Source organism: Bradyrhizobium cytisi, assembly GCF_008123515.1.
GTDB classification, from domain to species: Bacteria; Pseudomonadota; Alphaproteobacteria; order Rhizobiales; family Xanthobacteraceae; genus Bradyrhizobium; species Bradyrhizobium cytisi.
In genome coordinates, this window is record NZ_VSSR01000021.1 from 411,764 (window position 1) to 436,932 (window position 25,169).

27 protein-coding genes are annotated in these 25,169 nt (G+C 64.0%); 16 read left to right on the forward strand and 11 right to left on the reverse strand.

The genetic code is table 11. The annotated features are described in order from the left end of the window. The first annotated feature begins 2 nt into the window (after nt 1-2). The 6 genes from FXB38_RS14590 (at nt 3) to FXB38_RS14615 (ending at nt 5,731) form a co-directional block, all read left to right on the forward strand. Complete coding sequence (locus FXB38_RS14590) at nt 3-1,310, forward strand: adenylate/guanylate cyclase domain-containing protein (protein WP_148751528.1); 1,308 nt, start codon at nt 3-5, stop codon at nt 1,308-1,310. A gap of 116 nt (nt 1,311-1,426) precedes the next feature. After that, a complete protein-coding gene (locus FXB38_RS14595; protein WP_148751529.1) occupies nt 1,427-1,627 on the forward strand; it encodes a hypothetical protein in 201 nt (66 codons plus the stop codon). Between the two features lie 130 nt (nt 1,628-1,757). Further along, nucleotides 1,758-2,489 carry a GntR family transcriptional regulator gene (locus FXB38_RS14600; protein ID WP_148751530.1) on the forward strand — a complete coding sequence of 244 codons (732 nt, stop codon included), beginning with the start codon at nt 1,758-1,760 and terminating at the stop codon, nt 2,487-2,489. 47 nt (nt 2,490-2,536) lie between these two features. Continuing rightward, entirely contained in the window at nt 2,537-3,781 is a 1,245-nt protein-coding gene (locus FXB38_RS14605; RefSeq protein WP_148751531.1) for an MFS transporter, read from the forward strand. A 21-nt stretch (nt 3,782-3,802) separates the two neighbouring features. Further along, the gene (locus FXB38_RS14610; protein WP_148751532.1) at nt 3,803-4,696 is read left to right on the forward strand and encodes an amidohydrolase family protein; all 894 of its coding nucleotides are present in this window, start codon (nt 3,803-3,805) and stop codon (nt 4,694-4,696) included. Between the two features lie 120 nt (nt 4,697-4,816). Further along, nucleotides 4,817-5,731 (forward strand): PhzF family phenazine biosynthesis protein, encoded by a 915-nt coding sequence (locus FXB38_RS14615; RefSeq protein ID WP_148751533.1) that lies wholly within the window; start codon nt 4,817-4,819, stop codon nt 5,729-5,731. A gap of 148 nt (nt 5,732-5,879) precedes the next feature. Here FXB38_RS14615 and FXB38_RS14620 read toward each other — a convergent pair whose 3' ends face one another. Together FXB38_RS14620 and FXB38_RS14625 are read right to left on the reverse strand one after the other, a co-directional pair. Further along, complete coding sequence (locus FXB38_RS14620; RefSeq protein ID WP_148751534.1) at nt 5,880-6,341, reverse strand: DUF488 domain-containing protein; 462 nt, start codon at nt 6,339-6,341, stop codon at nt 5,880-5,882. Nucleotides 6,342-6,350: 9 nt separating this feature from the next. Further along, a complete protein-coding gene (locus FXB38_RS14625; RefSeq protein WP_148751535.1) occupies nt 6,351-7,187 on the reverse strand; it encodes a DUF72 domain-containing protein in 837 nt (278 codons plus the stop codon). 105 nt (nt 7,188-7,292) lie between these two features. Between FXB38_RS14625 and FXB38_RS14630 the strand changes: the two genes are divergently transcribed. The 4 genes from FXB38_RS14630 to FXB38_RS14645 all read left to right on the forward strand — a co-directional run bounded on the left by FXB38_RS14630 (nt 7,293) and on the right by FXB38_RS14645 (nt 10,935). After that, a complete protein-coding gene (locus FXB38_RS14630; RefSeq protein WP_148751536.1) occupies nt 7,293-7,673 on the forward strand; it encodes a hypothetical protein in 381 nt (126 codons plus the stop codon). A gap of 154 nt (nt 7,674-7,827) precedes the next feature. Further along, complete coding sequence (locus FXB38_RS14635) at nt 7,828-8,034, forward strand: hypothetical protein (RefSeq protein WP_148751537.1); 207 nt, start codon at nt 7,828-7,830, stop codon at nt 8,032-8,034. Between the two features lie 240 nt (nt 8,035-8,274). After that, nucleotides 8,275-9,402, forward strand: a complete 1,128-nt coding sequence (locus tag FXB38_RS14640) for a glycosyltransferase (RefSeq protein WP_148751538.1) — start codon at nt 8,275-8,277, stop codon at nt 9,400-9,402. Nucleotides 9,403-9,429: 27 nt separating this feature from the next. Next, nucleotides 9,430-10,935, forward strand: coding sequence for a glycosyltransferase family 39 protein (locus tag FXB38_RS14645; protein WP_148751539.1), 1,506 nt, complete (start codon nt 9,430-9,432; stop codon nt 10,933-10,935). A 21-nt stretch (nt 10,936-10,956) separates the two neighbouring features. Here the strand turns inward: FXB38_RS14645 and FXB38_RS14650 are convergent, their stop codons facing one another. Further along, complete coding sequence (locus FXB38_RS14650) at nt 10,957-11,817, reverse strand: glycosyltransferase family 25 protein (RefSeq protein WP_148751540.1); 861 nt, start codon at nt 11,815-11,817, stop codon at nt 10,957-10,959. Between the two features lie 242 nt (nt 11,818-12,059). After that, complete coding sequence (locus FXB38_RS42730) at nt 12,060-12,446, reverse strand: hypothetical protein (RefSeq protein WP_187434874.1); 387 nt, start codon at nt 12,444-12,446, stop codon at nt 12,060-12,062. A gap of 75 nt (nt 12,447-12,521) precedes the next feature. On the opposite strand from FXB38_RS42730, the gene FXB38_RS14655 reads away from it, so the two are divergent. Beyond that, complete coding sequence (locus tag FXB38_RS14655) at nt 12,522-13,907, forward strand: glycosyltransferase (RefSeq protein WP_187434875.1); 1,386 nt, start codon at nt 12,522-12,524, stop codon at nt 13,905-13,907. Between the two features lie 17 nt (nt 13,908-13,924). Here the strand turns inward: FXB38_RS14655 and FXB38_RS14660 are convergent, their stop codons facing one another. Continuing rightward, the gene (locus FXB38_RS14660) at nt 13,925-15,811 is read right to left on the reverse strand and encodes a CHASE2 domain-containing protein (protein ID WP_148751542.1); all 1,887 of its coding nucleotides are present in this window, start codon (nt 15,809-15,811) and stop codon (nt 13,925-13,927) included. A gap of 48 nt (nt 15,812-15,859) precedes the next feature. Next, nucleotides 15,860-16,402, reverse strand: coding sequence for a FecR domain-containing protein (locus tag FXB38_RS14665; RefSeq protein WP_148751543.1), 543 nt, complete (start codon nt 16,400-16,402; stop codon nt 15,860-15,862). Nucleotides 16,403-16,988: 586 nt separating this feature from the next. On the opposite strand from FXB38_RS14665, the gene FXB38_RS14670 reads away from it, so the two are divergent. Next, nucleotides 16,989-18,065 carry a DUF2778 domain-containing protein gene (locus FXB38_RS14670; RefSeq protein ID WP_187434876.1) on the forward strand — a complete coding sequence of 359 codons (1,077 nt, stop codon included), beginning with the start codon at nt 16,989-16,991 and terminating at the stop codon, nt 18,063-18,065. 7 nt (nt 18,066-18,072) lie between these two features. Here the strand turns inward: FXB38_RS14670 and FXB38_RS14675 are convergent, their stop codons facing one another. Together FXB38_RS14675 and FXB38_RS14680 are read right to left on the reverse strand one after the other, a co-directional pair. Continuing rightward, the gene (locus FXB38_RS14675) at nt 18,073-18,702 is read right to left on the reverse strand and encodes a glutathione binding-like protein (RefSeq protein WP_148751545.1); all 630 of its coding nucleotides are present in this window, start codon (nt 18,700-18,702) and stop codon (nt 18,073-18,075) included. Nucleotides 18,703-18,714: 12 nt separating this feature from the next. Further along, entirely contained in the window at nt 18,715-19,308 is a 594-nt protein-coding gene (locus FXB38_RS14680; RefSeq protein ID WP_148751546.1) for a cysteine hydrolase family protein, read from the reverse strand. A 130-nt stretch (nt 19,309-19,438) separates the two neighbouring features. On the opposite strand from FXB38_RS14680, the gene FXB38_RS14685 reads away from it, so the two are divergent. Then, the gene (locus FXB38_RS14685) at nt 19,439-20,272 is read left to right on the forward strand and encodes a LysR family transcriptional regulator (RefSeq protein WP_148751547.1); all 834 of its coding nucleotides are present in this window, start codon (nt 19,439-19,441) and stop codon (nt 20,270-20,272) included. 125 nt (nt 20,273-20,397) lie between these two features. Then, nucleotides 20,398-21,144 carry a signal peptidase I gene (gene lepB, locus FXB38_RS14690; protein WP_148751548.1) on the forward strand — a complete coding sequence of 249 codons (747 nt, stop codon included), beginning with the start codon at nt 20,398-20,400 and terminating at the stop codon, nt 21,142-21,144. Between the two features lie 60 nt (nt 21,145-21,204). On the opposite strand, the gene FXB38_RS14695 is transcribed toward lepB, so the two are convergent. The 3 genes from FXB38_RS14695 to FXB38_RS14705 form a co-directional block, all read right to left on the reverse strand. Next, a complete protein-coding gene (locus tag FXB38_RS14695; protein WP_148751549.1) occupies nt 21,205-21,492 on the reverse strand; it encodes a GIY-YIG nuclease family protein in 288 nt (95 codons plus the stop codon). Nucleotides 21,493-21,657: 165 nt separating this feature from the next. Beyond that, nucleotides 21,658-23,298, reverse strand: a complete 1,641-nt coding sequence (groL, locus tag FXB38_RS14700) for a chaperonin GroEL (RefSeq protein ID WP_148751550.1) — start codon at nt 23,296-23,298, stop codon at nt 21,658-21,660. Nucleotides 23,299-23,343: 45 nt separating this feature from the next. Next, nucleotides 23,344-23,658: a co-chaperone GroES gene (locus tag FXB38_RS14705; protein WP_027518760.1), complete on the reverse strand. Its 315-nt coding sequence runs from the start codon at nt 23,656-23,658 to the stop codon at nt 23,344-23,346. Nucleotides 23,659-24,047: 389 nt separating this feature from the next. Between FXB38_RS14705 and FXB38_RS14710 the strand changes: the two genes are divergently transcribed. Beyond that, nucleotides 24,048-24,335, forward strand: a complete 288-nt coding sequence (locus FXB38_RS14710) for an usg protein (RefSeq protein ID WP_148751551.1) — start codon at nt 24,048-24,050, stop codon at nt 24,333-24,335. Between the two features lie 167 nt (nt 24,336-24,502). Then, the gene (locus FXB38_RS14715; RefSeq protein ID WP_148751552.1) at nt 24,503-25,078 is read left to right on the forward strand and encodes a cupin domain-containing protein; all 576 of its coding nucleotides are present in this window, start codon (nt 24,503-24,505) and stop codon (nt 25,076-25,078) included. The last annotated feature ends 91 nt before the right edge of the window (nt 25,079-25,169 follow it).

Here is a 25,169-nt window from a genome sequence, read left to right on the forward strand (position 1 = left end):
GAATGGTCAGCTTGGTCAGCGGGGAAGCCCGGCAGAAAGCCCTCTTGTCGGAGGCGTTCGAGCGCGAGCTGACGCGCGAGGTGCTGCGCACCGAGCTGTTGCGGGTGAAGGCGCTGATCGCCACCGGCTTGGCCATGATGGTCTTGCTCACGGCAACTTTCGTGATCGACCCTGCCATCGTGAACCGGATCTGGCGCGGGACGGAGGGCATATTCCGCGAATACGTGCTTTTGGTGGGCTTTCTGCTGTTCGAGGTCTGGGTCCACGGCCAGATCAGGCGAAACCTCAAGCTCGACCGCGACCTGCCGGTGATCAGGCGCTATATCGGTGCAACAATCGAAACGTCGCTGCCGACGCTCATTCTGATCCTCCAGATCCGCAGCATGGGTGCAAGCCAGGCACTCGGCTTCGTGTTGCCGTTGGCCTATTTCATCTTCGTCATTCTTTCGACCCTGCGGCTCGATTTCTGGCTGTCCACCTTCACGGGATTTGTCGCCGCAGCCGGGCTGCTGGCCGTCGCGCTGTATTACAATTCAGCCAGCGACGCCGGCGAACCGCTGATCTATTTCCACGCCGTGCGTAGCCTTGTGATCCTGGTCTGCGGCGTGCTGGCGGGCTCCGTCGGCGCACAGTTGCGGCGGCAGTTTGCCGCGAGCATCGCGGCGGCCACCGCGCGCGACCGGGTCACCAATCTGTTCGGCCAGCACGTCTCGCCGCAGGTGGTCGAGCGGCTGATGGCGGAAGGCACCAGCGCTGCGGGCGATCTTCGCCGTGTCGCCGTGATGTTCGTCGATTTCCGCGGCTTTACCGCCGGCGCGCAGTCGCGCACGCCGCAGGAGGTCGTCGACCGGCTCGACGGCGCTTTCGCGGTGCTGGTCGATGTTCTCGACCGCCACGGCGGCATCGTGAACAAGTTTCTCGGCGACGGCTTTCTCGCTCTGTTCGGCGCGCCGCTGGAGGCGTCCGATGCAGCGCATCGTGCGGTCGCCGCAGGCCGCGAGATGCTGACCGCGATGGACCACATCAATGCGCAGACGAACTGGCTGCTGCGTATCGGCATCGGCATCCATTTCGGCGAGGTCGTCGCCGGCAATATCGGCTCGCCCCGGCGCAAGGAATACACCGTGATCGGCGACACCGTAAACTTCGCCTCGCGGCTGGAGGCGCTCAACAAGGAGTTCGGCTCGCAGCTCCTGATCTCCGCGTCCGTGCGCGAGGCGCTGGGCGACGACGGCGAGGATGCGGTCGCGCTCGGCGAGGTCATGGTGCGCGGTTACGAGCAGCCGGTCGCGGTGTTTCAACTGGGGTGAGGGGCGCTGCTCGCGTTTCTTTGAACGTGCGGCTGAAATATTTCACGTGGCATTCCGCTCTTGCACTCAGGACGTCGAAAACCTGTCGATGTCCGTTTGTCACGCGGAGGAAATCCATGACTCGACTGACCTTCGTCTCAGCCGCCCTGATCGCCGCTTCCGTCTATCAAACCCAGGCCGCAGCCGCCCGCGATGTCGCGCCCGTGCGGCGTGCGTCAACCCACGCAACGGCGGATTGCGTCAGGGCTCCCGCAGTGGGCGCCTATGCCACGGCGCCCTACAAGGAGCCGCCCTGCATGCCCAAGACCACGAACTGACGATCGACACAGGCGAGGCCGGGTTGGCGAAGTCCGCAACCCGGCCTCGCGCTCGTTCCGCGAGGACTCCGGCCTTGCGGTATCAAGGTAGCGCTTGACTCCACTTTCATCTAGTCATCTATATGACTATATGAATTCAGTCCCGCGCGACGACCGCCTGCCACGCTACCAGCGCCTGCGCGACGACCTCGCGGCGCGGATCAACCGCAATGAATGGCGGCCGGGCGAGCCGATTCCGTCGGAGGCCGAGCTTGGCGCCCATTACGGCGTCGCCATCGGCACCGTGCGCAAGGCGATCGACCAGCTTGTTGCCGATGCGGTGCTGGAGCGGCAGCAGGGCCGCGGCACCTTCGTGCGCCGCGCGCGTTTCAACTCCTCGTTGTTCCGTTTCTTCCGCTTCCAGTCCGAAAGCGGCGAGCGGCGCGTGCCGAAGAGCCGCATCATCCGGCGCAAAAGCGTAGCGGCGACATCCGCTGTGGCATCGGCTTTGCGTATTCCGGTCGGCGAAGCCGTGATCAGCCTGTCGCGCCTACGGCTGATCGACGACGTGCCGCTGCTCGCCGAAGAAATCTGGCTCCAGCAATCGCGCTTCGCAAAAATCCTCGAGATCGACACGGCCGAGTTCGGTGACTTGCTGTATCCGCTCTACGAGGAGCGCTGCGGCGAGGTCGTGGTCTCCGCCGAGGAAATCCTGACGGTCGAGGCCGCCAACGAGATGCAGGCGCGATTGTTGCGGCTCGAGGCCCACGCGCCGCTGATCGTGATCGAGCGCCTCGCGCTCGATCTGGAGCGGCGGCCGATCGAATGGCGCCGCTCGCGCGGGCCCGCGGATCGCTTCCGCTACCACGCCGAGATCCGGTGACAACGACTTTCAACGACACCAAGCAATAAACGATTACGGGGGAAACAATGTCAAACTGGTACAGCGAATGCTCGCCGCTCGAGAAGCGGACCTTTTGGGCAAGCTTTGGCGGCTGGGCGCTGGATGCGCTCGATGTCCAGATGTTCGGCCTTGCCATCCCCGCGCTGATCGCGGCTTTCGGCATCAGCAAGGCCGATGCCGGCCTGCTCGGTTCGGTCACGCTGTTCTTCGGCGCATTCGGCGGCTGGCTCGGTGGCGCGCTCGGCGATCGCTACGGCCGCGTCAAGGCGCTCCAGATCACGGTCGCGACTTTCGCGCTCGCGACCTTCGCCTGCGCATTCGCGATGAGCTACACCCAGCTTCTGATCCTCAAGGCCGTCCAGGGCCTCGGCTTCGGCGCCGAATGGGCCGTCGGCGCGGTGTTGATGGCCGAAATCATTCGTCCCGAGCATCGTGGCAAGGCGCTCGGCTCGGTGCAGAGCGCCTGGGCGATCGGATGGGGCGCGGCGGTGCTGTTGTCGGCGCTGGTCTTCACCTGCGCGCCGGCGGACATCGCCTGGCGCATCCTGTTTGCGATCGGTTTGTTGCCGGCGCTCCTCATCATCTTCATCCGCCGCGGGCTGAAGGAGCCGCCGCGCGCTGTTGCAAGGGACGCAGAAACACGGTTCCTCGCCACGCTCGCCGGCATCTTCCACCGCGACGTGCTGCGCTCGACCCTGGTCGGCGGCCTGTTCGGCATCGGCGCCCATGGTGGCTATGCCGCGCTGACGACGTTCCTGCCGACTTACCTGCGCGAGGTGCGCCACCTGTCGGTGCTCGGCTCCAGCTTCTATCTCGCCGTCATCATCGTCGCCTTCTTCTGCGGCTGCGTCGCCAGCGGGATCATCAGCGACCGGATCGGCCGCAGGGCCAATGTCGCGTTCTTTGCCAGCGCCTGCATCGCCACCGTGCTGGTCTACATCTTTGCGCCACTGACCAATGGCGAGATGCTGGTGCTCGGCTTTCCGCTCGGCTTCTTCTCGGCCGGTATTCCCGCCAGCATGGCGGCGCTGTTCAGCGAGCTCTATCCGGCAGGCGTGCGCGGCACCGGCGTCGGCTTCTGCTACAATTTCGGCCGCGTCGTCTCCGCCGCGTTTCCTTTCCTGGTCGGCTTCCTCAGTGATCGCATCGGTCTCGGGCCCGCGATCGGCATCGACGCGGCGTTTGCTTATGCATTGGTGCTGATCGCGGTGCTGCTCCTGCCCGAGACCCGCGGCAAGGTGTTCGAGCAGGCCGCGCCGGCGCGCGTCTGACAGGAATGGGGAGGAACGACCATGACATTGCCCCAGGGCGGCCTGACGCGCCGCCAGTTTGGTGCGGGCCTCGCGTCGCTCGCCATAACGGTCGCGACCACAGCCAGGAGTGAGGCGGCCTTGCCTGTTATCGACACCCACGCCCATGTGTTCCATCGCGAGCTTAAGCTCGCGCCGGGCCGGCGTTATGCGCCGGATTACGACGCGCCGCTGTCGCTTTATCTCGAGCAGCTCGACCACAACGGCATCACCAATGGTGTGCTGGTGCAGCCGAGCTTTCTCGGCACCGACAATTCTTATCTCGTCGACTGCCTGAAGCAGACCAACGGCCGCCTGCGCGGCATTGCCGTCGTCGATCCCAAGGTCTCTGCAGACGAGCTGCGCGAACTCGATCGCGCCGGCATCGTCGGCATTCGCCTCAATCTCGTCGGCCAGCCCTTGCCCGATCTCGCCGCGAGCGAATGGAAGGGGTTGCTCGCGAAGGTGAAATCGATGGGCTGGCAGGTCGAGATCCAGCGCAACGCCTCCGATCTCGCCGTGCTTGCGCCGCAGCTGCTCGACCGCGGCGTCACTGTCGTGCTCGATCACTACGCGCTGCCCGATCCGAAGCTCGGTGTCGCCGATTCCGGCTTTCAATCCGTACTGAAGTTAGGGGCGGCGAAGAACGTCTGGATCAAGATCTCCGCGCCTTATCGCAACGGTGCTGCGGGCGAGAGTTTTGCGAAGGAGGCCTATCCGCTGCTGCGCGGTGCCTACGGCCTCGATCGCCTGCTGTGGGGCAGCGACTGGCCGCACACGCAGTTCGAGGCGACGCAGAGCTACGCGAAGAACCGGCAATTCCTCGACACACTGATCGTCGACAAGAGCGAGCGCGCGCAAGTTCTGGCATCACCGCGACCTCTCTTTCGCTTCTGATCTCTCATCCGCGATTGCTCCGATTGCACCGAATTTTGGGGCATGACGGGCGATGTTGAGGGCTTGTAGAGTGCTGCGCGAGGCGGCCGGAGGCGGCCGCCATTTGCGTGAGGATTTTGCATGCAGCGCCGCTACGTCACCGTCGACGTGTTCACCGACCGCGCCTTCGGCGGCAACCAGCTTGCCGTGGTGCTCGACGCCGCTGGGCTTTCCACGCAGCAGATGCAGGCGATCGCGACCGAGTTCAACTATTCCGAGACGACCTTCGTGCTGCCGCCGCGCGACAAGGCCAACGATGCCGAGGTGCGCATCTTCACGCCGGTAAGGGAGATGCCGTTCGCCGGCCATCCGAATGTCGGCACCTCCTTCGTGCTGGCGAGCCTCGCGAAAGATCCGAAGCCGCGATTGCTGTTCGAGGAGATAGCCGGGTTGGTCCCGGTTGATATCGTGCGGGAGCAAGGAAGGGTGGTCAGCACCGAGCTCACCGCGCCGCAGCCGCTGTCGCGACTGGCGGAGGTTTCCGCCGCCGACGTTGCAGCCTGCATCTCCTTGACTGCCGATGACATCAGGACCGATCACCATGCGCCGCAAGTCGTCGGCGTCGGAACGCCGTTCCTGGTGGCGGAGCTGCATTCGCGCGATGCGCTCAAGCGAGCGAGGCCCGACGCGGCCGCGTTCGGCGGGGTCTTGCCGCGCGACGAGGCCCGCTCGGTGTGGTTCTACACGCGCGACGTGCCCGCGACGGAGGCGCCGTGCGAGCGCCAGGCGCGCATGTTCATGCGCGGCGCCAGCGGTCTCACCGAGGATCCCGCCACCGGCAGTGCGACGGTCGCGGCCGCCGCCCTGTTCGCCGATCTCGATTCCACGCGCGACGGTGAATTGAAGCTCACGGTCGGCCAGGGCTTTGACATGGGCCGGCCCAGCATCCTCCAAACGCGCGTGCGCAAGCAGGACGGCAAGATCGTCTCCGCCCATGTCGGCGGCAGCTGCGTGCAGATGATGGAGGGGACGTTCAAGCTGGCGGGGGAGGGGTAAGTCGTCATTTCGGGGCGCGCGCGAGCTGTCTCCGCTCGTCATTCCGGGGCGCGACGAAGTCGTGAGCCCGGAATCCATTCATCCACCAACTCTGAGGCTCGATGGATTCCGGGCTCGTGCTGCGCACGCCCCGGAATGACGAGAGTAGCTACACCTGCCGCCCCGCCAGATTCTTCACCGCCACCCCATCGCGCTCCTCGATGATCTCCGCGATCATCTGGCGGTGGCAGTGGGTGTGGTCGCGCTCGTAGCAGAGCAGGCAGACGGGACCGGCCTTCTTCACTAGCGCCGAGAGCTCGTCCATCGCTTCTCTCGCCTCAGGCTCCTTCAAGTGCTGTGAGTAGATCTTCTCCAGCGCAACGTATTGCCCGCTGCGGGCGGCGAGGCGGCCTTCCCTGGGTGTGCCCAGCGCTGCAAGGTGGACATAGGCGATGCCGCGTTCGTCCAAGCCTGCGGCAAGCTGCTTCTTGGAAAAGCCCGGCCGCCGCGACGATGTTACCGCGCGCACGTCGACCACAAGCTTGACGCCGGCCTGCTCAAGCTCATCGAGCACGGCCTTGGGCGGCGTCTGCTCATAGCCAATGGTGAAGAGCTTCTTCGCTCCGGCCATGAATGATCCTCAGCTCACCCGCGCGATCAGCTCCATGGCGCCGTGCGGCGCGCGCACCTTGCCCTCGTGAATGACATAGGCGAACACGTCGCGCGGCTCCTTGTTCGGCTTCGCCTTGTCGACCTTCGGCAAATCGTCGGGTTCACCTCCCGCGGCCCAGGCCTGAAAGCGCTCGGCCCAGGCATCGAGTTGCTTCGGCGGATAACAGGTCTTGATCTCGTCATTGCCCTTCTGCAGCCGGGCATAGACGAAATCGCCGGCGACGTCGGCGATGGCAGGATATTTGCCGTGCTCGGCGAACACCACGGGTGTCCCGAATTCACGGATCAGCGCGATGAAATCAGGCGTGCAGAAACTGTCGTGGCGCACCTCCACCACGTGGCGCAGCGCGCGGCCCTCGAGCTTGCGCGGCAACAGCTCCAGAAACTTGCCGAAATCGGCGCCGTCGAATTTCTTGGTCGGCGCGAATTGCCACAGCACGGGCCCGAGATGGTCGCCGAGCTCCAGCACGCCGGAATCATAGAACCGCTTGACGGAATCGCCGGCCTCGGCGAGCACGCGGCGGTTGGTGGCAAAGCGGGGCCCCTTCACCGAGAACACAAAACCATCCGGCACGTCGGCTGCCCATTTGCGGAAGCTCTCCGGCTTCTGCGAGCCGTAATAGGTGCCGTTGATCTCGATCGAGGTCAGCTTCGAGGCCGCGTAGGATAGCTCCTTCGCCTGCGTCAGCTTCTCCGGATAGAACACGCCGCGCCAGGGCTCGAAGGTCCAGCCGCCGATGCCGATGAAGATGTTGCCGGATTTTTTGGTCGCGGTTTTTGCTTTGGCCACGGAGGGATCTCGCATCGACGGGGAGGGGAGGTCTGCATCCTAGTCAAACCAGAAGTGATTGGCCAGTTGTCGTGTCCCGTCTAAGCTCGCGAAGAAATCTGCGCAAAAAGGAGAAACAAGATGCGGACGCTGATGCTGGGAGCGGCACTCGTCATGATGACATCTGCTGCCATGACATCTGCGGCTTTGGCTGACGATGACGATGCGAAGGGCGCGCAGAAGCTCGCTATGCAGGGCCGCGACGATTACTGGCATTGCCTGGCGCGGGAATATTCGCGCGACAGCAATCAGGGACTGTCGGAACAGAATTTCGGCCGGTCGGTTGCGGGAGCCTGTCCGTCGGAGCGGCAATATTACCGGGTGGCGCTGCTCGACTATCTCACCTCCCAATATCCGAACATCGAATCCGGCGCCCATCTCGCGACCGCGAACAGAGCGGTGGAGGCGGCGCAAAAGGACATCGTGACCGCCTTCGTCAAGCACCGGCCGCCGCAGAAATGAGGGGGTGGCGAATGGCGAATGGCGAGTAGGGACGAAAGACGGGCCTGCCCTATTCGCTACTCGCCATTCACCATTCGCTCCCTTCGCCAAGCCCTTCCGGCCGCGTGTTCATCCGTGGTATGACTGGCTGCATCTGGAACGGGGACGGGCTGGCATGTCGTCTGAGTCGGTAGGTGGCATCTGTGGCGTGATCGTCGCGGCGATTGTGCTTGCGGCCGCCATCGTCTTCGGGCCGATCGGGCAGTACGGCAAGCCGCCGAAGCCGGCCAAGGTCGAGCCGGCCCCTTCCGCCATGGCGCCCGCAGCCCCTGCGGCGCCGGCGCCGCGGGGCCCCGTGATCCGGGAAGTCCCGAACCAGTAGCGGCCCGAAAAAGAGCGCTTCAGCCCCTTGCGAAGCGGCAGTGTCGTCCCCATTTAGTTGATAACGGCAACGTTGAGTGACATTCTCCGTTGCTGGGACGACCTTGGAATAGCTTGGGCTCGCGCCGGATGTACGCGCGGTCCGCCGTTCCGGGGTCGTTGGCATTTTAGGGCCCCTTTGGGCCGTTCCCCCAGACCCCCGGCTTGGCATCACACGACGCGGCGGTTATACGCTGCCGTCATGAACGAAGCGATCAGACCGGGCGTCGACAGCCAGGCTCAAGAGGGGCCCGAACTGTCGGTCATCGTCCCGACCTTCAACGAGCGCGATAACGTCACGGTGCTGTACCGGCGGCTGGAGGCGACGCTCGTCAACGTCGCCTGGGAGGTCGTGTTCGTCGACGACGATTCGCCCGACGGCACCTCGGATGTGGTGCGGGCGCTGGCGCTGCAGGACAGCCGCGTGCGCTGCATCCGCCGTATCGGCCGCCGCGGCCTGTCGGGCGCCTGCATCGAGGGCATCCTGGCCTCCAGCGCGCCTTACGCCGCCGTGATCGACGCCGACCTCCAGCACGACGAGACGCAGCTGCCGAAGATGCTGTTGCTGCTTGCAAGCGATCAGGCCGACCTCGTCGTCGGCAGCCGCTACATCGAGGGCTACAAGAGCGAAGGTTTCAACAAGCAGCGCGCCGGCGCCAGTGCGCTGGCGACCGAGGTCGCGAGGAAGATGCTCCGGGTCGAGATCGCGGATCCCATGAGCGGCTTCTTCATGGTTCGCCGCGACCGTTTCGAGCAATTGGCGCCAAAACTGTCGGTGCACGGCTTCAAGATCCTGCTCGATCTCGTCGCAAGCGCGCAGGGCAATTTGCGCGCGGTCGAGATTCCCTACACCTTCGGCGCCCGCCAGCATGGCGAGAGCAAGCTCGATTCCATGGTGGCGCTCGACTTCCTTGGCCTGGTGCTGGCGAAGCTGACCAACGATATCGTCTCGCTGCGTTTCATCCTGTTCGCGATGGTGGGTGGCATCGGCCTCGTGGTGCATCTCACCACGCTGTTCATCGCGCTCCAGCTGATCAAGGTGCCGTTCGCGGAGGCGCAGGCCGCCGGCGCCATCGTCGCCATGACCACCAACTTCGTCCTCAACAACTTCCTCACCTATCGCGACCAGCGGCTGAAGGGCTTTGCGATCCTGCGCGGCCTGATCATGTTCTATATCGTCTGCAGCGTCGGCCTGCTCGCCAATGTCGGCGTTGCTTTCTCGGTCTACGACCAGGAGCCGATCTGGTGGCTGGCGGGCCTCGCCGGCGCGCTGATGGGCGTAGTGTGGAATTACGCGATGTCCGGACTGTTCGTCTGGCGCAAGAAATAGCGCGTCAAGGCTTGCAAGGAAGCTTGTATGGGCGGGGCTGACGCGCGGATCGTCCGCAATACGGCGCTGGTGATTCTTGCGCTGGTCGCACTGCGGCTGGTCGCGGCCGCCTTCACCCCGATCACCTTCGACGAAGCCTATTACTGGATGTGGTCGAAGAACCTGGCGGGCGGATACTACGACCATCCGCCGATGGTGGCTTACGTCATCCGCGCCGGCACCATGATCGCCGGCGACACCGAGCTCGGTGTTCGTCTGGTCTCGATCCTGCTCGCGCTGCCGATGAGCTATGCGATCTATCGTTCGGCCGCGATCCTGTTCGGCGGTGCCCGCGTGGCGGCGACCAGCGCGATCCTGCTCAACGTGACGATGATGGCCTCGGTCGGCACGCTGATCGTGACGCCAGATGCGCCGCTGCTGGTCGCCTCCAGCTTCGTGCTGTTCTTCCTCGCAAAAGTGCTGGAGACCGGTCGCGGTATCTGGTGGCTTGCGGTCGGCGCCGCAATCGGCGCGGCGCTGCTGTCAAAGTACACTGCGATGTTCTTTGGTGCCGCGATCCTGATCTGGCTCGCCTCCGTGCCGAAACTGCGGCGCTGGTTCCTCTCGCCCTGGCCCTATCTCGGCGGCCTCGTCGCGCTCGCGCTGTTCTCACCGGTGATCCTCTGGAATGCGGATCATCAATGGGTCTCGTTCGTCAAGCAGCTCGGGCGCGCCAGGATCGAGGATTTTCGCCCGGTCTTCATTGCCGAGCTGATCCCGACCCAGATTGCATTTGCGACCCCGCTGGTCTTCATCCTTGGCGCGATGGGGCTCCATGCGCTGACCTGGCGCCGGGCAGGCGCGCTCGCCTCGCGCGTGCTGATCGAGACGATGTTCTGGACCATCGTCGCCTATTTCGTCTGGCACTCGCTGCACGCCCGCGTCGAGGCCAACTGGTTTGCGCCGGTCTATCCGCCGTTCGTCGTTGCCGCCGCTGCCGCAGCCAACCTCGTACAGTGGAAACCGCGTGCGCGACGCCTGGTGGATTTTTGCCTGCGCTGGGCCGCGCCCACCGGCATCGTGATGTTTGCCGCACTGATCCTGCAGGCCAATACGGGGCTGCTGTCCGGCTATCGCCGCGATGCGACCGCGCGCAGCGTCGGCGTCGGCTGGCGCGAGCTCGCAGCTAACGTCGAAGCGGCGCGTGTCCGCAGCGGTGCGCCTTGCGTGCTCACGCCGGATTACGGCACCACTGGCTGGCTCGCCTTCTATCTGCCGCGCGGCACCTGCGTGGTGCAGCAGAACCAGCGCATCCGCTGGGTCAACATGCCCGAGCCCGATCCAAAGCTGCTCGCGGGCAAGCTGATCTATGTCGACGAGCTGCGCCCCGGCGGCCATCCGTTCCTGAACGACCTCTTCACGCAGGTGACGCGTGTCGCCGAGCTGCAGCGCAAGCGCGGCCCGCTCATGGTCGAGACCTACGGCGTCGATCTGCTTGAGGGCGCCAAGGGCGATGTGCTGGACCGCTCGCCGCCGCCCGAACTTCTGCCCTGAACCGGGCGCACCTCGCGGCACTCACCAGCGGGGAATTTCACCGGTCGGAACGGTTGTCGAGACGGCGTTGTTGTTTTTGGGAATGACAAGCGGGCTGAGGCAGGCGAAGGCCTCGATCGAATTGTAGATGAAGTTCATCATGCCATCGACCCCCATGACCGGGATCGTGCGACCAAGCGCTGCAACCCGAAGAAACCGGTTTTCCATCGGAAAGCAGAGCTCCAGAAGTCTCTTCGCGCCTCGGGGCGAAACCGCATAACCTGCCGTGCCGAAGCAATTGACGAGCCGAAACGCGGCGACCTCTGCGCTTGACCTCCGAAAAACCGCCGCGCTTTCGTCGCTTGGCTGCTTGGGCGTGAACACCATCTCGGACTTGAAGCCGGGCGTCAGCTCAAGTTCGAGAACGGAGTCCGTATTGTAGCCGAGCGCGACGTAATCCCAGTCTTTGAGACGGCGAAGGAAATCCAGACGCTCGGTGATGTCATCGCGGACAATCGCATCGTCCTCGAACACGAGCGCCGGCACTTCGGATTGAGCCGTCTGTTGCCAGATCCGGAGATGTGAGGCCGCGCAGCCGACGGCACCGGGCGTGAACTGTGCTCCGGGCACAACCAGGTTCATCCCAAGCGCATCCTGCGATGAGAACGATGCGCCATCGGACGCCTCAAATCGTTCGAAGGCGATCTTCGACCCGGCATTCAGTCTCAAGAAGCTTTCGTACTTCTCCGGCTGACGGTTGAGGTTGACGACAAAGTTCTTCATGCAAGGGCCAGCTTCAAAGATCGGATAAAGCGCCGATCGCTGGTTGAGGCATATCAACCGCTCCCTTGATTCGCCACGCGCCGGCGTGCCGAGGCGAAGGCGGCGCCCAGCTTCGAGCAAGCTCCAGGGAATAATTGAGAATCGGCAACCTTCCTGCAGGCTCGGGAATCGGGTTGCTGCCCGCTCTCCCTTGATCCGGAAGGTCCCCGATGAATTATCACGACGGCACTCTCGCAAGAGCAAACGAGATCTCGACAGAGCCGTCTTCGCCGACGCGGGATGAATACTACAAGATCTGCCTTCAACACTTGAAAACGGGTGAGCTTGAGCAAGCCGAAGCCCGTTGCCGGGAAGGGCTGGCCTCAGACGCGAACCATGCCGGCTTGCTTCATCTGATGGCTGGCGTGTCCCTGCTCAACGGGAATTACGACGCCGCCGTGGAATGGGCTTGCCGCGCTCTCACGAGCGAGATGAAGGCGACCTATCTCGCAACGCTCGGGACCGCTCTGCAAGGGAAGGGACTTCAAGAACAGGCGTTCGAGGCGTTTCAGCGGGCGGTCGCGCTTGATCCGGTTGACCCGACTGTCTGGGAAAATTTTGGCAACGCCTTGAACAGGGCGGGGCACGTCAACCAGGCGAGCCTTTGCTTTCTGATCGCTCGCGCTTATCAGAAATTGCCATTCCTTGCGGAGTGCCGTTCTGTCCCTCGCAACGGGTGGAATGCGCTCACAAGGCAATTCAATCCGCATCTTCAAAGCCGCCCGGGGTCGGGAGAAGCCCGCGACCCCATTCACTGCTTCTGGTCGAATGCGCCGCTGAGCGAGATGTCGCGTCTCTCGCTTCAATCGATGGTCCGGCAGGGCCATCCGGTGAAGCTGTACACTTACGACAATGTCGGCGCCATGCAAGCACGTGTGCCGCCCGGCGTCATGGTGGTCGATGCCGGAGATCTCGTCCCGGGTGCGATCTACCAGCATGCCGTCCTGAACAGCGAGATCCGCTACTTCAGCGACATCTTCCGCTATGCCGTTCTTCATGAATTCGGCGGCTGGTGGCTCGATACGGACATCGTGCTCGTGAAACCCCTGGATTTTGGCAGGGAGCACGTGTTTTCCGCGCAATGGTCGGGAGTCGAGAACGGGCATGTGTGCGTCGGCGACGTGATGCGCGCGCCCAAGGGCTCGCCTCACATGGCCAATCTGTATGCGCTGTCGCTGCAGCGGATGTTCAGCGAAAAGCGTGTCGAATACGGCGCGGTGGGGCCGCTGTTGCTGAGCGAATATCTGCTCGTGGCAGGCGACGAGGAGCTCCAATCCTCGATTCTCCCGCCGACGACCTTCAACGCGATCGACTGGCGCGAAGTGGATCTGTTTGCCGCCGAAGGCCGGGCCGGCTTCGATCTCTTGAGCGATCCCCGTGTAACGGGTGTCCATCTCTGGGGAAAAATGTGGGCCGAGAGAGGGCTGCGCTTCGATGCGGTCCCCGAGCAGAGCGTGGCGGGCTATCTCAAGAAGCTGGTGCTCGAGCCGAACTGGTTGACGCAGCTTGCGGCGAAATACGATTCCGACAAGGGCGCGGTCTACAAGGGCCAGCTCGCCCATCACTATACGCGAATCTATCACGAGCTGTTCCGATCGAAGGCCCTTGAACCCATTCGCATCCTGGAAATCGGTCTGTGCCGGGGGCGGGTCGAAGGCTGGACTCAGGATCAGGTGCCGTCGCTGCAGATGTGGCTGGACTATTTCCCGAATGCCGAGGTCATCGGTGCCGACATCGAGGACTTCAGCTGGTTCTCCCATCCGCGGGTCAGAATCCATCGCGTCGATCAGGGCGATCGCAGCATGCTGGAGCAGCTGGCGGCCAAGGAAAAGCCGCTGGACATCGTCATCGACGACGGCTCTCACGCCTCGGTGCACCAGCACCTGACGCTCGGCGTGCTGTTTCCCTCGCTGAAGCCGGGCGGCTTGTTCGTGATCGAGGATCTCGATTGGCAGCCGCCGGAGATCCCGTCCAACGGCGCGCCCCTGGTCAAGGATGTGCTCAACGCCATGAAGGTGAGCGGCTCGTTCACGTCCATCGTCATGACCGAGGCCGAAGCGAAGTTGATCTCGGACGAGGTCGACGAGATCCTCCTCAACGACAGTTTTCGCGAGTTGATGTCGCGCGGCAAGCTGGGCGGCCTGGGCGTGCTGAGGCGCAAGGGGCAATAGCGGACGCGCCAGCCGCCTCAGTCGATCATCTCGACCTTGGCCGCGGCCTGGCTCGGCCTGTCCTGGTCGCGCCAGAACCAGACGGTCACGACGCCGGAGCGGCCACGGATCTGCGTGTGCAGGGGGCCCGACAGGATACCGTCGGGGGCCCCGTGAAAGTCGGCCGCATCGAGCAGCGCGTCGGTCAATGCGAGCCGCGCATGGTTTTGCGCGGCGACCTCCATCAGCCGGCTCGCGAGATTGACGGTGTCGCCGTTTGCCGTGATGTGCTGGTGGCTCTCGCCGAGACGGGAGGCGACGATCGGGCCGAAATGCGCTCCGATCTTGAACCCGAGCCGGCCGCCGATCGCTGATGGCAGCGACGCCATCCAGCGCTCGACGCCGCGATGCAGGTCGATCGCACATTTCAGCGCACGCGCCGCGTCATCCGGCATCGCGCTCGGCAGGCCGAACAGGATCATGGCGCCGTCACCGAGAAAGCTGGTGATCATGCCGCCGCAATCGACCGCGGCCCTGTCGATCAGCGCGTGGAACGCTTGCAGGATGTCCTGGAGTTCGTCCGGATCGATCTGCTGGCTCAGTGCGGTGAAATCGGAGAGATCGATGAAGACGATGGCCGCATCCTGCCGGACCGGCTTCGCCAGGAAATTGGGATCGCGTGCGAGCCACGCCTGCACGGCCGGTGCCTGGAATTGCGCCAGCGACCGGCTCTTGGCGGCGAGATATTGCGTGCGGCGGCCTCCTGCCCACAATTGTACGCCAACGAACAGTGCGACCGGTGGCACCGCGGCCGCGAGCGTGGTCGCGGCATCGAGCCAGACGCCGCGCGTGAACGCGAACAGATTGAGCCCGGCCCAGGCGACCATCACCGCGGCTGCCGCGATGAAGCCGACCGCGCTCCGTCGCCAGGCAAGCAGGCCCACCAGCAGCATCGGCAGCAGGATCGCGGTGAGCGCGTCGACGATGTGAACCCTGCGGTCGCGCACGATGCCGTCGCCGGCGACGAGATGCGTGATCGCGGTCGAGATCACCTCGACGCCGGGCATCAGGGAATCGAACGGCGTCGGGAAGAAGTCGCCGCCGCCGGCAACGGCGGCGCCGATCACGACGATCCGGTTCTCGATCGCCTTGCGGTCGAGCGTGCCGTCGAAAATGCTCTGTGCGCTCACGGTGCGGATGGTGCGACGCGGCCCGTAATAGGTGATCGGCAGCGCAAAGCCGGTGTCGGTCGGCACTGTGCGATCGCCGAGCATGAGATGATCGGGCGCGATCGTCAGTGGCTTGTCGAGTGCGCGGCTTGCGACCCGCAGCGGAAACGACAGCTCGATCTTGTCGCCTGTCCGGAACAGCATCGGCACCGAGAGCGGCGAGCCCGATTGCCCAGTCGAGACGTTGACGATTCCGACCTCGGCGTGATCGGCGAACGCCGGCAATGGCAGCAGGAAGCGCTCGGCCTGGGGCAGGGCGGCGAGCGGGCCTGCGCTTCCGGGCGCCACGGTCTCGCTCGCGCTCGGGAAGATCGCGGCGGCTGCGAGCACCACGGGACCGGTGGCAAGCGTGTGAGCCAGCGTGGCGTCGCCGATCGCGGCGCTGCGGTCGACCAGCAGCAGGTCGATCGCGACGACCTTCGGCTTGAACTGCACGATGGTGTCGACGACGCGGGCGAGGTCGGCGCGCGGCAGCGGATAGCTGCCGCCGCGTTTCACCACGGTATCGTCGACGGCGACGATGGTGACGAGGTCGGGCGGAGCTTGCACGCCGCGGACCTGTGTTCGCCAATCCGTCAGCGTCGCCTCGAGCCGATCGAGAAAGCGCAGATGACCGTTGGCGTGACCCGCATAGATGCCCGCGCCCCACAGCGCAGTGAGGACAAGTGCCACCAGAATTTGAACGCGTCGCTTCATGCCGTCGTACTGCAATCTTCTTTAATATCCCGGCCTGACCGGGCAGGCCTATTGGCCGAGTCTTGCCATCAGCGCGTCGACGCGCGGCTGGCCCCATGTCTTGACGGTCAGCGTCTTGACGGTCAGCGGACCCGCCGCTTCCACGTCGACGCCTTGGCCGGGGCCCAGCACCACGCCGCGTCCACGCGCCGCCCTGCGGGCCACGCCGACACGGCCGTTGGCGACGAACACGGAGGTCTTGGCCTCGGCGACATCGACCGCCCATTTGGTGCCGCGGACGGCGGCGATCGCCTGCGGCGTCAGCACCTTGAAGGGATTGCCGCCGGGCTTCCTGGGCACCTCGACCAGCAGCGCCTTGCTGCTCAACTCCACGGAGTCAATATGTCCGTCGCGGTTGGCGTCGTTCAGTTCAAATCTGGCGCCACTTTCTGCGACGATCGTGATGCCGTTGTTGCAGCGCCAGGTCTGCGTCCCCGCGGCCGATGGTGTTGCCGTGCAGCCCGCATTGGCGGCCGGCTGTGCAATTGCAGATCCGATCAACACCAATGACCACGCCAGGGCGCAAAACCCGCCGCGCGAAATCCCTCTCATGCCAGCCTCCCTTTGGGTAGCTATTTTGTCGCTGCGTCCATTTCCAGCCCGGCGCGATCAACTTTCAGTCAAGGCGCGCCGTGCCGCGAGCGATCGTCGCGCGATGTGTGACGTGCGTGATCTGCTGCCGCCGTTGTGCTGACATCTGCAGTTGAACGCACCAGCCTCGCGCAACGTATCCCCGCTATCTTCCGGATATTGATGACCACGAAAACGACTTGGTTGGTGCGTCCAAAGATGCGGCCGGAGACGTCCGCCGACCGTGCCGAACCGGCCGAGAAGTGTGGTTAACAGCTTCGCCTAAGTCCGTAGTTCTGCGGGCTTTTTTCTCGAAATGGCACAGCGTTAACGACCTGCCCTACATACGCCCGAACTTAATCCGCATTTAACTAAAAGTCGCCTTAATGACGCTCCGACCCTCTGCGAGATGCTGTTCCCGGAACGTGACCAGCGGCACTTCGAAGGGGGACTGAGTGACACCGTCCTGGACGCAAGGCGAATGAGTACGAGTATCGCTGCGCAAAGTTACGCGGCACGGAAGCCCAAGAATCCGAACAAGCATTCTCATCGGAAGTCTTCCCGGAAAATGACCACCCAAAACGTGCTCGGCGCGGCCGTGATTGGCTGCGTCGTGCTTGCCGGCTGGACCGTCTACAACAACATCTTCGCCGCCAGCGTCTATCCGACCGTCGGCAGCTCCGGCTACGACGAGCCCGTGGTCAAGCGTGCGCCCAAGGTCGCGCTGCGCGAGGCGGGCGAGGCCATCCGGGACACCTTTGCGCTGCTGCCCGACCGGCTGCAGGTGGCTGCACCGATTTCACGCGAGATGTTCAACGAGCGCTTTGCCGCCGCGGCGACGCAGGGCGTCGAGTCCAACGCGGCGAGCGCTGCGCCTGCGGCGAAGGTCGCCGACGCCAAGGAAGCGGCGAAGCCGACCGTCGTCGCCAGGGTCGCAGACGTGCTGAAGAGCCCGGCCAAGGCCGTCGAGAAGATCGCGGACGCCGCGAAGACCAAGCGCGCTGACGCGCCGGTGCAGCTCGCGTCGGCCGATCCGGCCGAGATCGTGCCGGCGCCCGAAGCGAAGCCAAAGTCGTTTGCCGATCGCGCCAAGGCCGCAGTGATGTCGATCACCGGTCCGCGTCAGTCGATGGTGGAGAAGCTCTGGGGCAAGCGCGAGCCGTCCGGCGGCTTGCTTGCTTATGCTTCGGCCGATGCCAGCGTGACCGCTTCCATCGCGCCGAAGGAGCAGAACCCGATGCTGGGCGGCTCGCCGCCCTATGACCGCTCGACCGCGGTCTACGACATCACGGCGAAGACTGTGTATCTGCCCGATGGCACCAGGCTCGAGGCGCATTCCGGCCTGGGCTCCAACCTCGATGATCCCCGTTCCTCGCGCGTGCGCATGCGCGGCGTGACCCCGCCGCACATCTACGAGCTGAAGCCGCGCGAAGCGCTGTTCCACGGCGTGCCGGCGCTGCGGCTGACCCCGGTCGGCGGCGAGAACGCGATCTACGGCCGCGACGGTCTGCTCGCGCACACCTTCATGCTCGGGCCGAACGGCGATTCCAACGGCTGCGTGTCGTTTAAGGACTATTACGCGTTCCTCGACGCCTATCGCAACAAGGGCATCCGCAGGCTCGCGGTGCTGGCGCGGGTCGACTGAGGCGCGCTCAAGCCGCCATGGCCTTGCGCAGCGCCGTCTCGGTGGCGATCGCTTCCCGCACCATGGGCCGCGCCCGCATGCGTTCGAGATAGGCCGACAATGACGGCCATTGCGCGATGTCGACGCCTGCGGCACGGAGCAGCAGCAAAGCCCAGGTGAGATGTGCATCGGCAACGGTGAAGCTGTCGCCGACGAGGAATTCACGATCGGCAAGATGTGCTGCCGGCACCGACAAGGTCTGAGCGATCCTCGCGCGCGGCTTGGCGAGCGAGCCCTCGTCCTTGTACCAGAAGGTCGGAAACAGGAACGCCTTGTGGATCTCGGCGCCGGTGAAGCTCAGCCATTCCTGCAGGCGGTAGCGATCCGCTTCGCCCGGCCGCGGCGCAAGGCCGCGCTCAGGGTTGAGGTCGGCGATGTATTGCAGCACCGCCGCGCATTCCGTCAGCCGCTCGCCGTTCTCCAGCACCAGGACCGGCACCGCGCCCTTCGGCGAGATGCCGCGAAAATCGCTGTCGTCGTCCGCGACTGTCTTGGTCGCGAGATGTACCAGGTGATAGCGCGCATCGAGGCCGGCTTCCATGAGCGCGATGCGGCTCGCAAGCGAGCAGGCCATCGGCGAGAAATAGAGTTGCAGCATCGCGTTGCTCCGTTATGTCAGCGCATCGCCGCGCGCGATAATCGCGAAGCGGTCCGATAGCTCGGCGAGTGCAACCTCGTGGACGGTCCGGGCGTCCAGCGTGCCGCCGCGCCCGTCAGGCAGATCGCGCGTGGCGCAGGCGTCGGCATCGATCGTGGTGCGAAAGCCGAGGTCGAGCGCGGCGCGCGCCGTGGAGCTGACGCACATATGCGTCATGAAGCCGGCTAGCACGATGTTCTTCCTGTCGGTTGCGGCAAGGCGCGCCTGCAAATCGGTGCCGGCAAACGCATTCGGCAACTCCTTCTCGATCACCAGCTCGCCGGCACGGGGGCTTAGCTCGACGACGATGGCGCCGCGGTCGGCGCCGCGATCGAACAGGCTGCCGGCCTTGCCGCGATGGGCGATATGGATGATCGCGGCTCCGCTCTCGCGGGCCCGTGCCAGGAGTGCACCCGCCCGCGCGATTGCGGGCCGGGCGTCGGGCAAGGCGAGGGGGCCTGCGAGATATTCGTTCTGGATATCGATCAGCACCAGCGCGGCGTCGCCGAGACGCGGCGGGTTGAGATCGGCACCGGCGAGCTGCAGCAGGGTCTTTGCGGTCGTCATGGTCTTTGACATCTCCGGGGGGCAAGAGGCGCGGCAAACATAACTCCGGCAATCCCTGCCGATATGCAGGGAAATTGCAGCGGGTGGCTGCGATATTGCAGGCTGCTCCCGGCCGGTATAGCCTCGGTCGATGAACTGGGACGATCTGCGCATCATCGCTGCGGTCAGGGACGAGGGCACCTATGCGGGCGCCAGCGCGCGGCTGCGCATCGACGAGACCACGGTCGGGCGCAGGCTGTCGCGCATCGAGCGTGCGCTCGGTTTGCGTCTGTTCGAGGCCGCCGACGGCGTCCGCAGGCCGACGCGGCAATGCGAGGCGGTGCTGGCCCATGTCGAGGCGATGGCCGCACATGCCACCGAGATCGGTCGCCTCAGTGAGAGCCTGGCAGGTCCGGTGGGACGCCTGCGCATCGCCTCCACCAACACGGTCGCCGAGGAGGCGCTGGCGCCGCGCGCGAGCGACTTCCTGCGCGCCAATCCCGGCCTGACGCTGCAATTCCTCACCTCGAGCGAGAACGTCAACTTCTCGCGCTGGGAAGCCGATCTCGCCATCCGGCTGCGCAAGCCCGACAAAGGTGACTTTGCGATCTCCAGGCTCGGCGATATCAGCATCTATTATTTCGAGCCTGTTACGACCGAGGGTGAGCCGGTGCTGTGCGCCTATCCGGACGAGCTCGGTGACATTCCCGAGATGCAATTCCTGCGCACGAGGCAAGCCCGCGCGCGCTGCGTCACCGACAACGTCCGGGTCATCCGTAACCTGATCCGCTCGTATCAGGTCGCCGGCGTGTTGCCGGAGTATGTTTGCGCGGATCTGCTCGGTGATCGCCGCCTGCGCGCGACGCTGCTGCCGAAGCGCCGCGACGTCTGGCTGCTCGTGCAGAACCACCTCAAGCGCGATGCCGCAACGCGCGTGACGATCGACTGGGTGAGAACGTGTTTCCAGGACATGTCGCGCAGTTGATCGCCTGCAGGCGGCCCTTTGAACGCAGCTTGGCAAATTGACGACCAACTCAAGCAGGCCTGGGATTGCGCGCGCCCATAGGTTGCGCAATCCTGTGGCGACGACAATCCCGGGCAGGGCAGGCAATGACTACTCTTGAGAGCACCAACCGGCCGCGCGCCAGATCCAGCGAATGGAAGGCGATCGTCATCCTGATCCTGCTCGTTCCCGTGCTGTGGTCGCCACCCTTTCTGTTTCGCATCTTCCTGTATCAGCCGTTCAACATCCCGTCCGGCTCGATGACGCCCACGCTGATGGTCGGCGACTACGTCTTCGCCGCCAAATATGCCTACGGCTACGGCCGCTACTCGTTTCCCTTCGCGCCGTCATGGATCTCCGGCCGTTTCCGCGCCGCCGATCCCGCCTACGGCGATATCGTCGTATTCCGGTCGCCGAAAGATACGTCGGTCGATTATGTGAAGCGCGTGGTCGGGCTGTCCGGCGATCGCATCCAGATGCGGCAGGGGCAGCTCTTCCTCAACGACCAGCCGGTGACGCGCGTTGCGCTCAAGGACGTGTCCGCCGGCGCCGCCTGCGGCGGCGAGGTCGGTGCAAAGGTGAAGCGCTGGCGCGAGACGATGCCGAACGGCGCGAGCTACGTCACGTATGACTGTGTCGACAACGGTTTTGTCGACAACACCGAAGTCTACGCCGTGCCTCCAGGCCATTTCTTCGCGCTCGGCGACAACCGCGACAACTCGACCGACAGCCGCTTCAAGTCGGCGATGGGTTTTATTCCGATGGACAATCTGGTCGGCAAGGTGACGCGGATCTTCTGGTCGCTCGATTCCAGAGGCGAGCTGCGCCCGGATCGGATGGGGAGGGTGGGTTAGCCCCTCGGTCATTCCGGGGCGGCGCGTAGCGCCGAGTCCGGAATCCATTGACCGGCGAGGTCAGACCGCAATTTGCGGATACAGATCAATCCACTGAGGATTCTTCTCCTCAATAAGCCGGATATTCCATTCCCTCCGCCACTTCTTCAACTCCTTCTCGCGTGTGATCGCAGTGACGGGATCGTCGTAGATCTCGAACCATACCAATCGGCTGACAGAGTATCGTTTGGTGAACCCAGCAATGACTTTGCTCTTATGTTCGTGAGTGCGCCGGACGATATTGTTCGTCACGCCGAGATAGAGCGTGCCGTACTTCTTGCTGGCGAGGAGGTAGACGTAATAGGCCATGAGCAAGCGGTGAAATGGATTCTCAGGTGCGCAATTGCGCACCGTAGCTCGGCGCTTTGCGCCGCCCCGGAATGACAATAGAATGATACTACCACAGAGTGTATCACCTCAAACAAAAACCCCGGCATCGCTGCCGGGGTTTCGTAGTCATCGAGGTCGTTGGACTTAGAAGTCCATGCCGCCCATGCCGCCGCCCGGGGGCATCGCCGGACCGGCGCCGCCCTTCTTGGGCAGCTCGGCGACCATGGCTTCCGTGGTGATCAGCAGGGCCGCAACCGAGGCTGCGTTCTGGATCGCGGTACGGACCACCTTGGTCGGGTCGATGATGCCCTTGGTGACCAGGTTGACGTACTCGCCGGTCTGGGAGTCGAAGCCGTAAGCGTAGGTCTTGTTCTCCAGGATCTTGCCGACGATCACCGAGCCGTCTTCACCGGCGTTGATCGCGATCTGGCGAGCGGGAGCCGACAGCGCCTTGCGCACGATCTCGACGCCGGTCTTCTGGTCGTCGTTCTTGGTGCGCAGGCCCTTGAGCTGCTCGGAAGCACGGAGCAGGGCGACGCCGCCGCCCGGGACGATGCCTTCCTCGACAGCAGCGCGGGTCGCATGCATCGCGTCATCAACGCGATCCTTGCGCTCCTTCACCTCGACCTCGGTCGCGCCGCCGACGCGGATCACCGCGACGCCGCCAGCGAGCTTGGCGAGACGCTCCTGGAGCTTCTCACGGTCGTAGTCCGAGGTGGTTTCCTCGATCTGCGCCTTGATCTGGGCCACGCGCGCCTCGATGTCGGCCTTCTTGCCGGCGCCGTTGACGATCGTGGTGTTCTCCTTGTCGATCATCACCTTCTTGGCGCGACCGAGCATGTTGAGCGTGACGTTCTCGAGCTTGATGCCGAGATCTTCCGAGATCGCCTGGCCGCCGGTCAGGATCGCGATGTCCTGCAGCATGGCCTTGCGGCGATCGCCGAAGCCCGGAGCCTTGACGGCCGCGACCTTCAGGCCGCCGCGCAGACGGTTCACGACCAGGGTCGCGAGCGCTTCGCCTTCGACGTCCTCGGCGACGATGATCAGCGGCTTGCCGGTCTGCACCACGGCCTCGAGCAGCGGGAGCAGCTCGTTCAGCGAGGAGAGCTTCTTCTCGTTGATGAGGATGTAGGCGTCGTCCATCTCAACGCGCATCTTGTCGGCGTTGGTGACGAAGTAGGGCGAGATGTAGCCGCGGTCGAACTGCATGCCCTCGACGACGTCGAGCTCGGTCTCGAGCGACTTGGCTTCCTCGACGGTGATGACACCCTCGTTGCCGACCTTCTTCATGGCATCGGAGAGGAACTTGCCGATCTCTGCGTCACCGTTGGCCGAGATGGTGCCGACCTGGGCGATCTCGTCGTTCGAGGTGACCTTCTTGGAGTTCTTGACGAGGTCGGCGACCACGGCTTCCACGGCCAGGTCGATACCACGCTTCAGGTCCATCGGGTTCATGCCGGCGGCAACCGACTTGGCGCCTTCGCGAACGATCGCAGCCGCGAGAACGGTTGCGGTGGTGGTGCCGTCGCCGGCCGCATCGGCGGACTTGGAGGCGACTTCGCGCACCATCTGCGCGCCCATGTTCTCGAACTTGTCGTCGAGCTCGATCTCCTTGGCGACGGTGACGCCGTCCTTGGTGATGCGGGGAGCGCCGAACGACTTGTCGAGGACGACGTTGCGACCCTTGGGACCGAGCGTGACCTTCACCGCGTTGGCGAGGATGTCGACGCCGCGCAGCATCTTGTCGCGCGCATCTACGCCGAATTTGACTTCTTTAGCTGACATCTGGATTTTTCCTTGAGGGGTTTAGCTGGGGGAGAGAGGGGGCTGTTAGGCCGCCTTCTTCTTGGAAGCGGGGACGTCGAGGACGCCCATGATGTCGCTTTCCTTCATGATCAGCAGGTCGACGTTGTCGATCTTGACCTCGGTGCCGGACCACTTGCCGAACAGCACGCGGTCGCCGACCTTCAGGTCGATCGGGATCAGCTTGCCGGCTTCGTCGCGGCCACCAGGGCCGACGGCGACGATTTCGCCCTGCGAGGGCTTTTCCTTGGCAGTGTCGGGAATGATGATGCCGCCGGCGGTCTTCTCTTCTGCGTCGATGCGCTTGACCACGACGCGGTCGTGAAGCGGACGGAATTTCATGCAGTCCTCCTAAGTAGTTGCACGGTATGGGAATTTTTAGGCGTTAGCAGTCTGTGCCCACGAGTGCTAGCACAGGCGAGGCTGAAATAGGACAGGAATTTTGCGGGGGCAAGGGCTTCTAGCAGAAAAATCGGCACTCAGAAGGCCTGTCTGCCAGAATCCCTTTACCATCGTTAACCGGTCTTGGAGGGCCCTTGGGGCGTATTAGCACGGAGCCGTGTCTGCTGCTAACGCATTGAATTTCAACAGCTTGTTAAACTTTTGGGCTTGAGATGGATTGTCAGTTTGCGTCACATTTCTCTCATGTGAGCGCATCTTCACCGGGTGGCTCGTCAGCAGCGTACCGGCAAGCCATCCCCTGAATATGCGCTCCTGCAAAGGAGGTTGGCATGGGCTTGCGGGCGGGCGCCGTTTCCGACGATTTCCGGAAACAGCTATTGGGTTACGGGCTGACGACGGCACAGATTCTCTATCGGATGCCGGATCATCCTTCGCTGCTTCAGACCTATGTCTGGCAGAACTACGACATGTTTCCGAAATTCCCGGCGCTGAAGGATTTCCTGGCGTTCTGGGAAGAGAAGCTCGACGGCCCGCTTCACTCGGTGACGGTCGCGCATTCCAAGCTGATCAAGCCCGCCGAGCTGCGCGCCGTGGATGGCGTGTTCCGGCTGAATTGAGGGCTTGGACGGTGCGGTAGGGTGGGCAAAGGCGCGCACTTCGCGCGCCGTGCCCACCATCTCTTCGCGCTTCCATTTGCAATGGTGGGCACGCTTCCCGCTTTGCCCACCCTACGAGATATGTTTCCGTGCTAGCCTTTCCCGATAACACCAGGGGAGGCCGGCCCATGGCCAAGAAGACAAGCAAGAAAACAAGCAAGAAAACAAAATCGCGCAGCGCAGCCCAGACTGCGGTGAAGAAGCGGAGCGGCGCCAAATCCGCCGCGCGATCCTCCGCGCGCAAAGCCGTGAAAGCGAAGGCGCGCACGACGCCCGCCAAGACAACAACCAAGGCCGCAACGAAGAAACCCGCGCGCCCGAAGCAGCGCATCGCCATCAGCCACCATCGCGAGGAAGATTTCAAAGCCGACGGCCTGCGCGCCTACGCAAAATACCGCGACCTCGGCATCGCCGCTGCAAGCCATGGCCTCGCGCAAGCCCATGTGATCCGCCTGCAAGGCCCCTGCGATCCCGATGAGGTCTCAAAACTGCACTTCCACGACGTCGACTTCCAGATGGTCTACGTGCTCAAGGGCTGGGTGAAGACCTACATGGACGGGCAGGGCGAGACCTTGATGAAGGAAGGCAGCGCCTGGACCCAGCCGCCGAAGATCAAGCACATGATCTTGGATTATTCTGACGACGTGGAGTTACTGGAGGTGATTTTGCCTGCGGAGTTCAAGACGGTGGAGTTGAAGGCGTAGCGGCCCGACTCGCTCCGTCGTCATTGCGAGGAGCCCTTGCGACGAAGCAATCCAGACCGCCGCCGCGGAAAGATTCTGGATTGCTCACATG

Excerpts from the sequence above, each read along its gene's own strand:
- FXB38_RS14715 (WP_148751552.1), top strand. The coding sequence starts at position 24,503 with ATGGCCAAGAAGACAAGCAAGAAAACAAGCAAGAAAACAAAATCGCGC.
- FXB38_RS14680 (WP_148751546.1), bottom strand. The coding sequence starts at position 19,308 with ATGACGACCGCAAAGACCCTGCTGCAGCTCGCCGGTGCCGATCTCAAC.
- FXB38_RS14625 (WP_148751535.1), bottom strand. The coding sequence starts at position 7,187 with ATGCGAGATCCCTCCGTGGCCAAAGCAAAAACCGCGACCAAAAAATCC.
- FXB38_RS14645 (WP_148751539.1), top strand. The coding sequence starts at position 9,430 with ATGGGCGGGGCTGACGCGCGGATCGTCCGCAATACGGCGCTGGTGATT.
- FXB38_RS14615 (WP_148751533.1), top strand. The coding sequence starts at position 4,817 with ATGCAGCGCCGCTACGTCACCGTCGACGTGTTCACCGACCGCGCCTTC.
- FXB38_RS14630 (WP_148751536.1), top strand. The coding sequence starts at position 7,293 with ATGCGGACGCTGATGCTGGGAGCGGCACTCGTCATGATGACATCTGCT.
- FXB38_RS14635 (WP_148751537.1), top strand. The coding sequence starts at position 7,828 with ATGTCGTCTGAGTCGGTAGGTGGCATCTGTGGCGTGATCGTCGCGGCG.
- groL (WP_148751550.1), bottom strand. The coding sequence starts at position 23,298 with ATGTCAGCTAAAGAAGTCAAATTCGGCGTAGATGCGCGCGACAAGATG.
- FXB38_RS14695 (WP_148751549.1), bottom strand. The coding sequence starts at position 21,492 with ATGGCCTATTACGTCTACCTCCTCGCCAGCAAGAAGTACGGCACGCTC.
- FXB38_RS14675 (WP_148751545.1), bottom strand. The coding sequence starts at position 18,702 with ATGCTGCAACTCTATTTCTCGCCGATGGCCTGCTCGCTTGCGAGCCGC.
- FXB38_RS14640 (WP_148751538.1), top strand. The coding sequence starts at position 8,275 with ATGAACGAAGCGATCAGACCGGGCGTCGACAGCCAGGCTCAAGAGGGG.
- FXB38_RS14660 (WP_148751542.1), bottom strand. The coding sequence starts at position 15,811 with ATGAAGCGACGCGTTCAAATTCTGGTGGCACTTGTCCTCACTGCGCTG.
- FXB38_RS14600 (WP_148751530.1), top strand. The coding sequence starts at position 1,758 with ATGAATTCAGTCCCGCGCGACGACCGCCTGCCACGCTACCAGCGCCTG.
- FXB38_RS14670 (WP_187434876.1), top strand. The coding sequence starts at position 16,989 with ATGACCACCCAAAACGTGCTCGGCGCGGCCGTGATTGGCTGCGTCGTG.
- FXB38_RS14710 (WP_148751551.1), top strand. The coding sequence starts at position 24,048 with ATGGGCTTGCGGGCGGGCGCCGTTTCCGACGATTTCCGGAAACAGCTA.
- FXB38_RS14590 (WP_148751528.1), top strand. The coding sequence starts at position 3 with ATGGTCAGCTTGGTCAGCGGGGAAGCCCGGCAGAAAGCCCTCTTGTCG.
- lepB (WP_148751548.1), top strand. The coding sequence starts at position 20,398 with ATGACTACTCTTGAGAGCACCAACCGGCCGCGCGCCAGATCCAGCGAA.
- FXB38_RS14655 (WP_187434875.1), top strand. The coding sequence starts at position 12,522 with ATGTCGCGTCTCTCGCTTCAATCGATGGTCCGGCAGGGCCATCCGGTG.
- FXB38_RS14620 (WP_148751534.1), bottom strand. The coding sequence starts at position 6,341 with ATGGCCGGAGCGAAGAAGCTCTTCACCATTGGCTATGAGCAGACGCCG.
- FXB38_RS14605 (WP_148751531.1), top strand. The coding sequence starts at position 2,537 with ATGTCAAACTGGTACAGCGAATGCTCGCCGCTCGAGAAGCGGACCTTT.
- FXB38_RS14610 (WP_148751532.1), top strand. The coding sequence starts at position 3,803 with ATGACATTGCCCCAGGGCGGCCTGACGCGCCGCCAGTTTGGTGCGGGC.
- FXB38_RS14595 (WP_148751529.1), top strand. The coding sequence starts at position 1,427 with ATGACTCGACTGACCTTCGTCTCAGCCGCCCTGATCGCCGCTTCCGTC.
- FXB38_RS14685 (WP_148751547.1), top strand. The coding sequence starts at position 19,439 with ATGAACTGGGACGATCTGCGCATCATCGCTGCGGTCAGGGACGAGGGC.
- FXB38_RS14665 (WP_148751543.1), bottom strand. The coding sequence starts at position 16,402 with ATGAGAGGGATTTCGCGCGGCGGGTTTTGCGCCCTGGCGTGGTCATTG.
- FXB38_RS14705 (WP_027518760.1), bottom strand. The coding sequence starts at position 23,658 with ATGAAATTCCGTCCGCTTCACGACCGCGTCGTGGTCAAGCGCATCGAC.
- FXB38_RS42730 (WP_187434874.1), bottom strand. The coding sequence starts at position 12,446 with ATGCGGATTGAATTGCCTTGTGAGCGCATTCCACCCGTTGCGAGGGAC.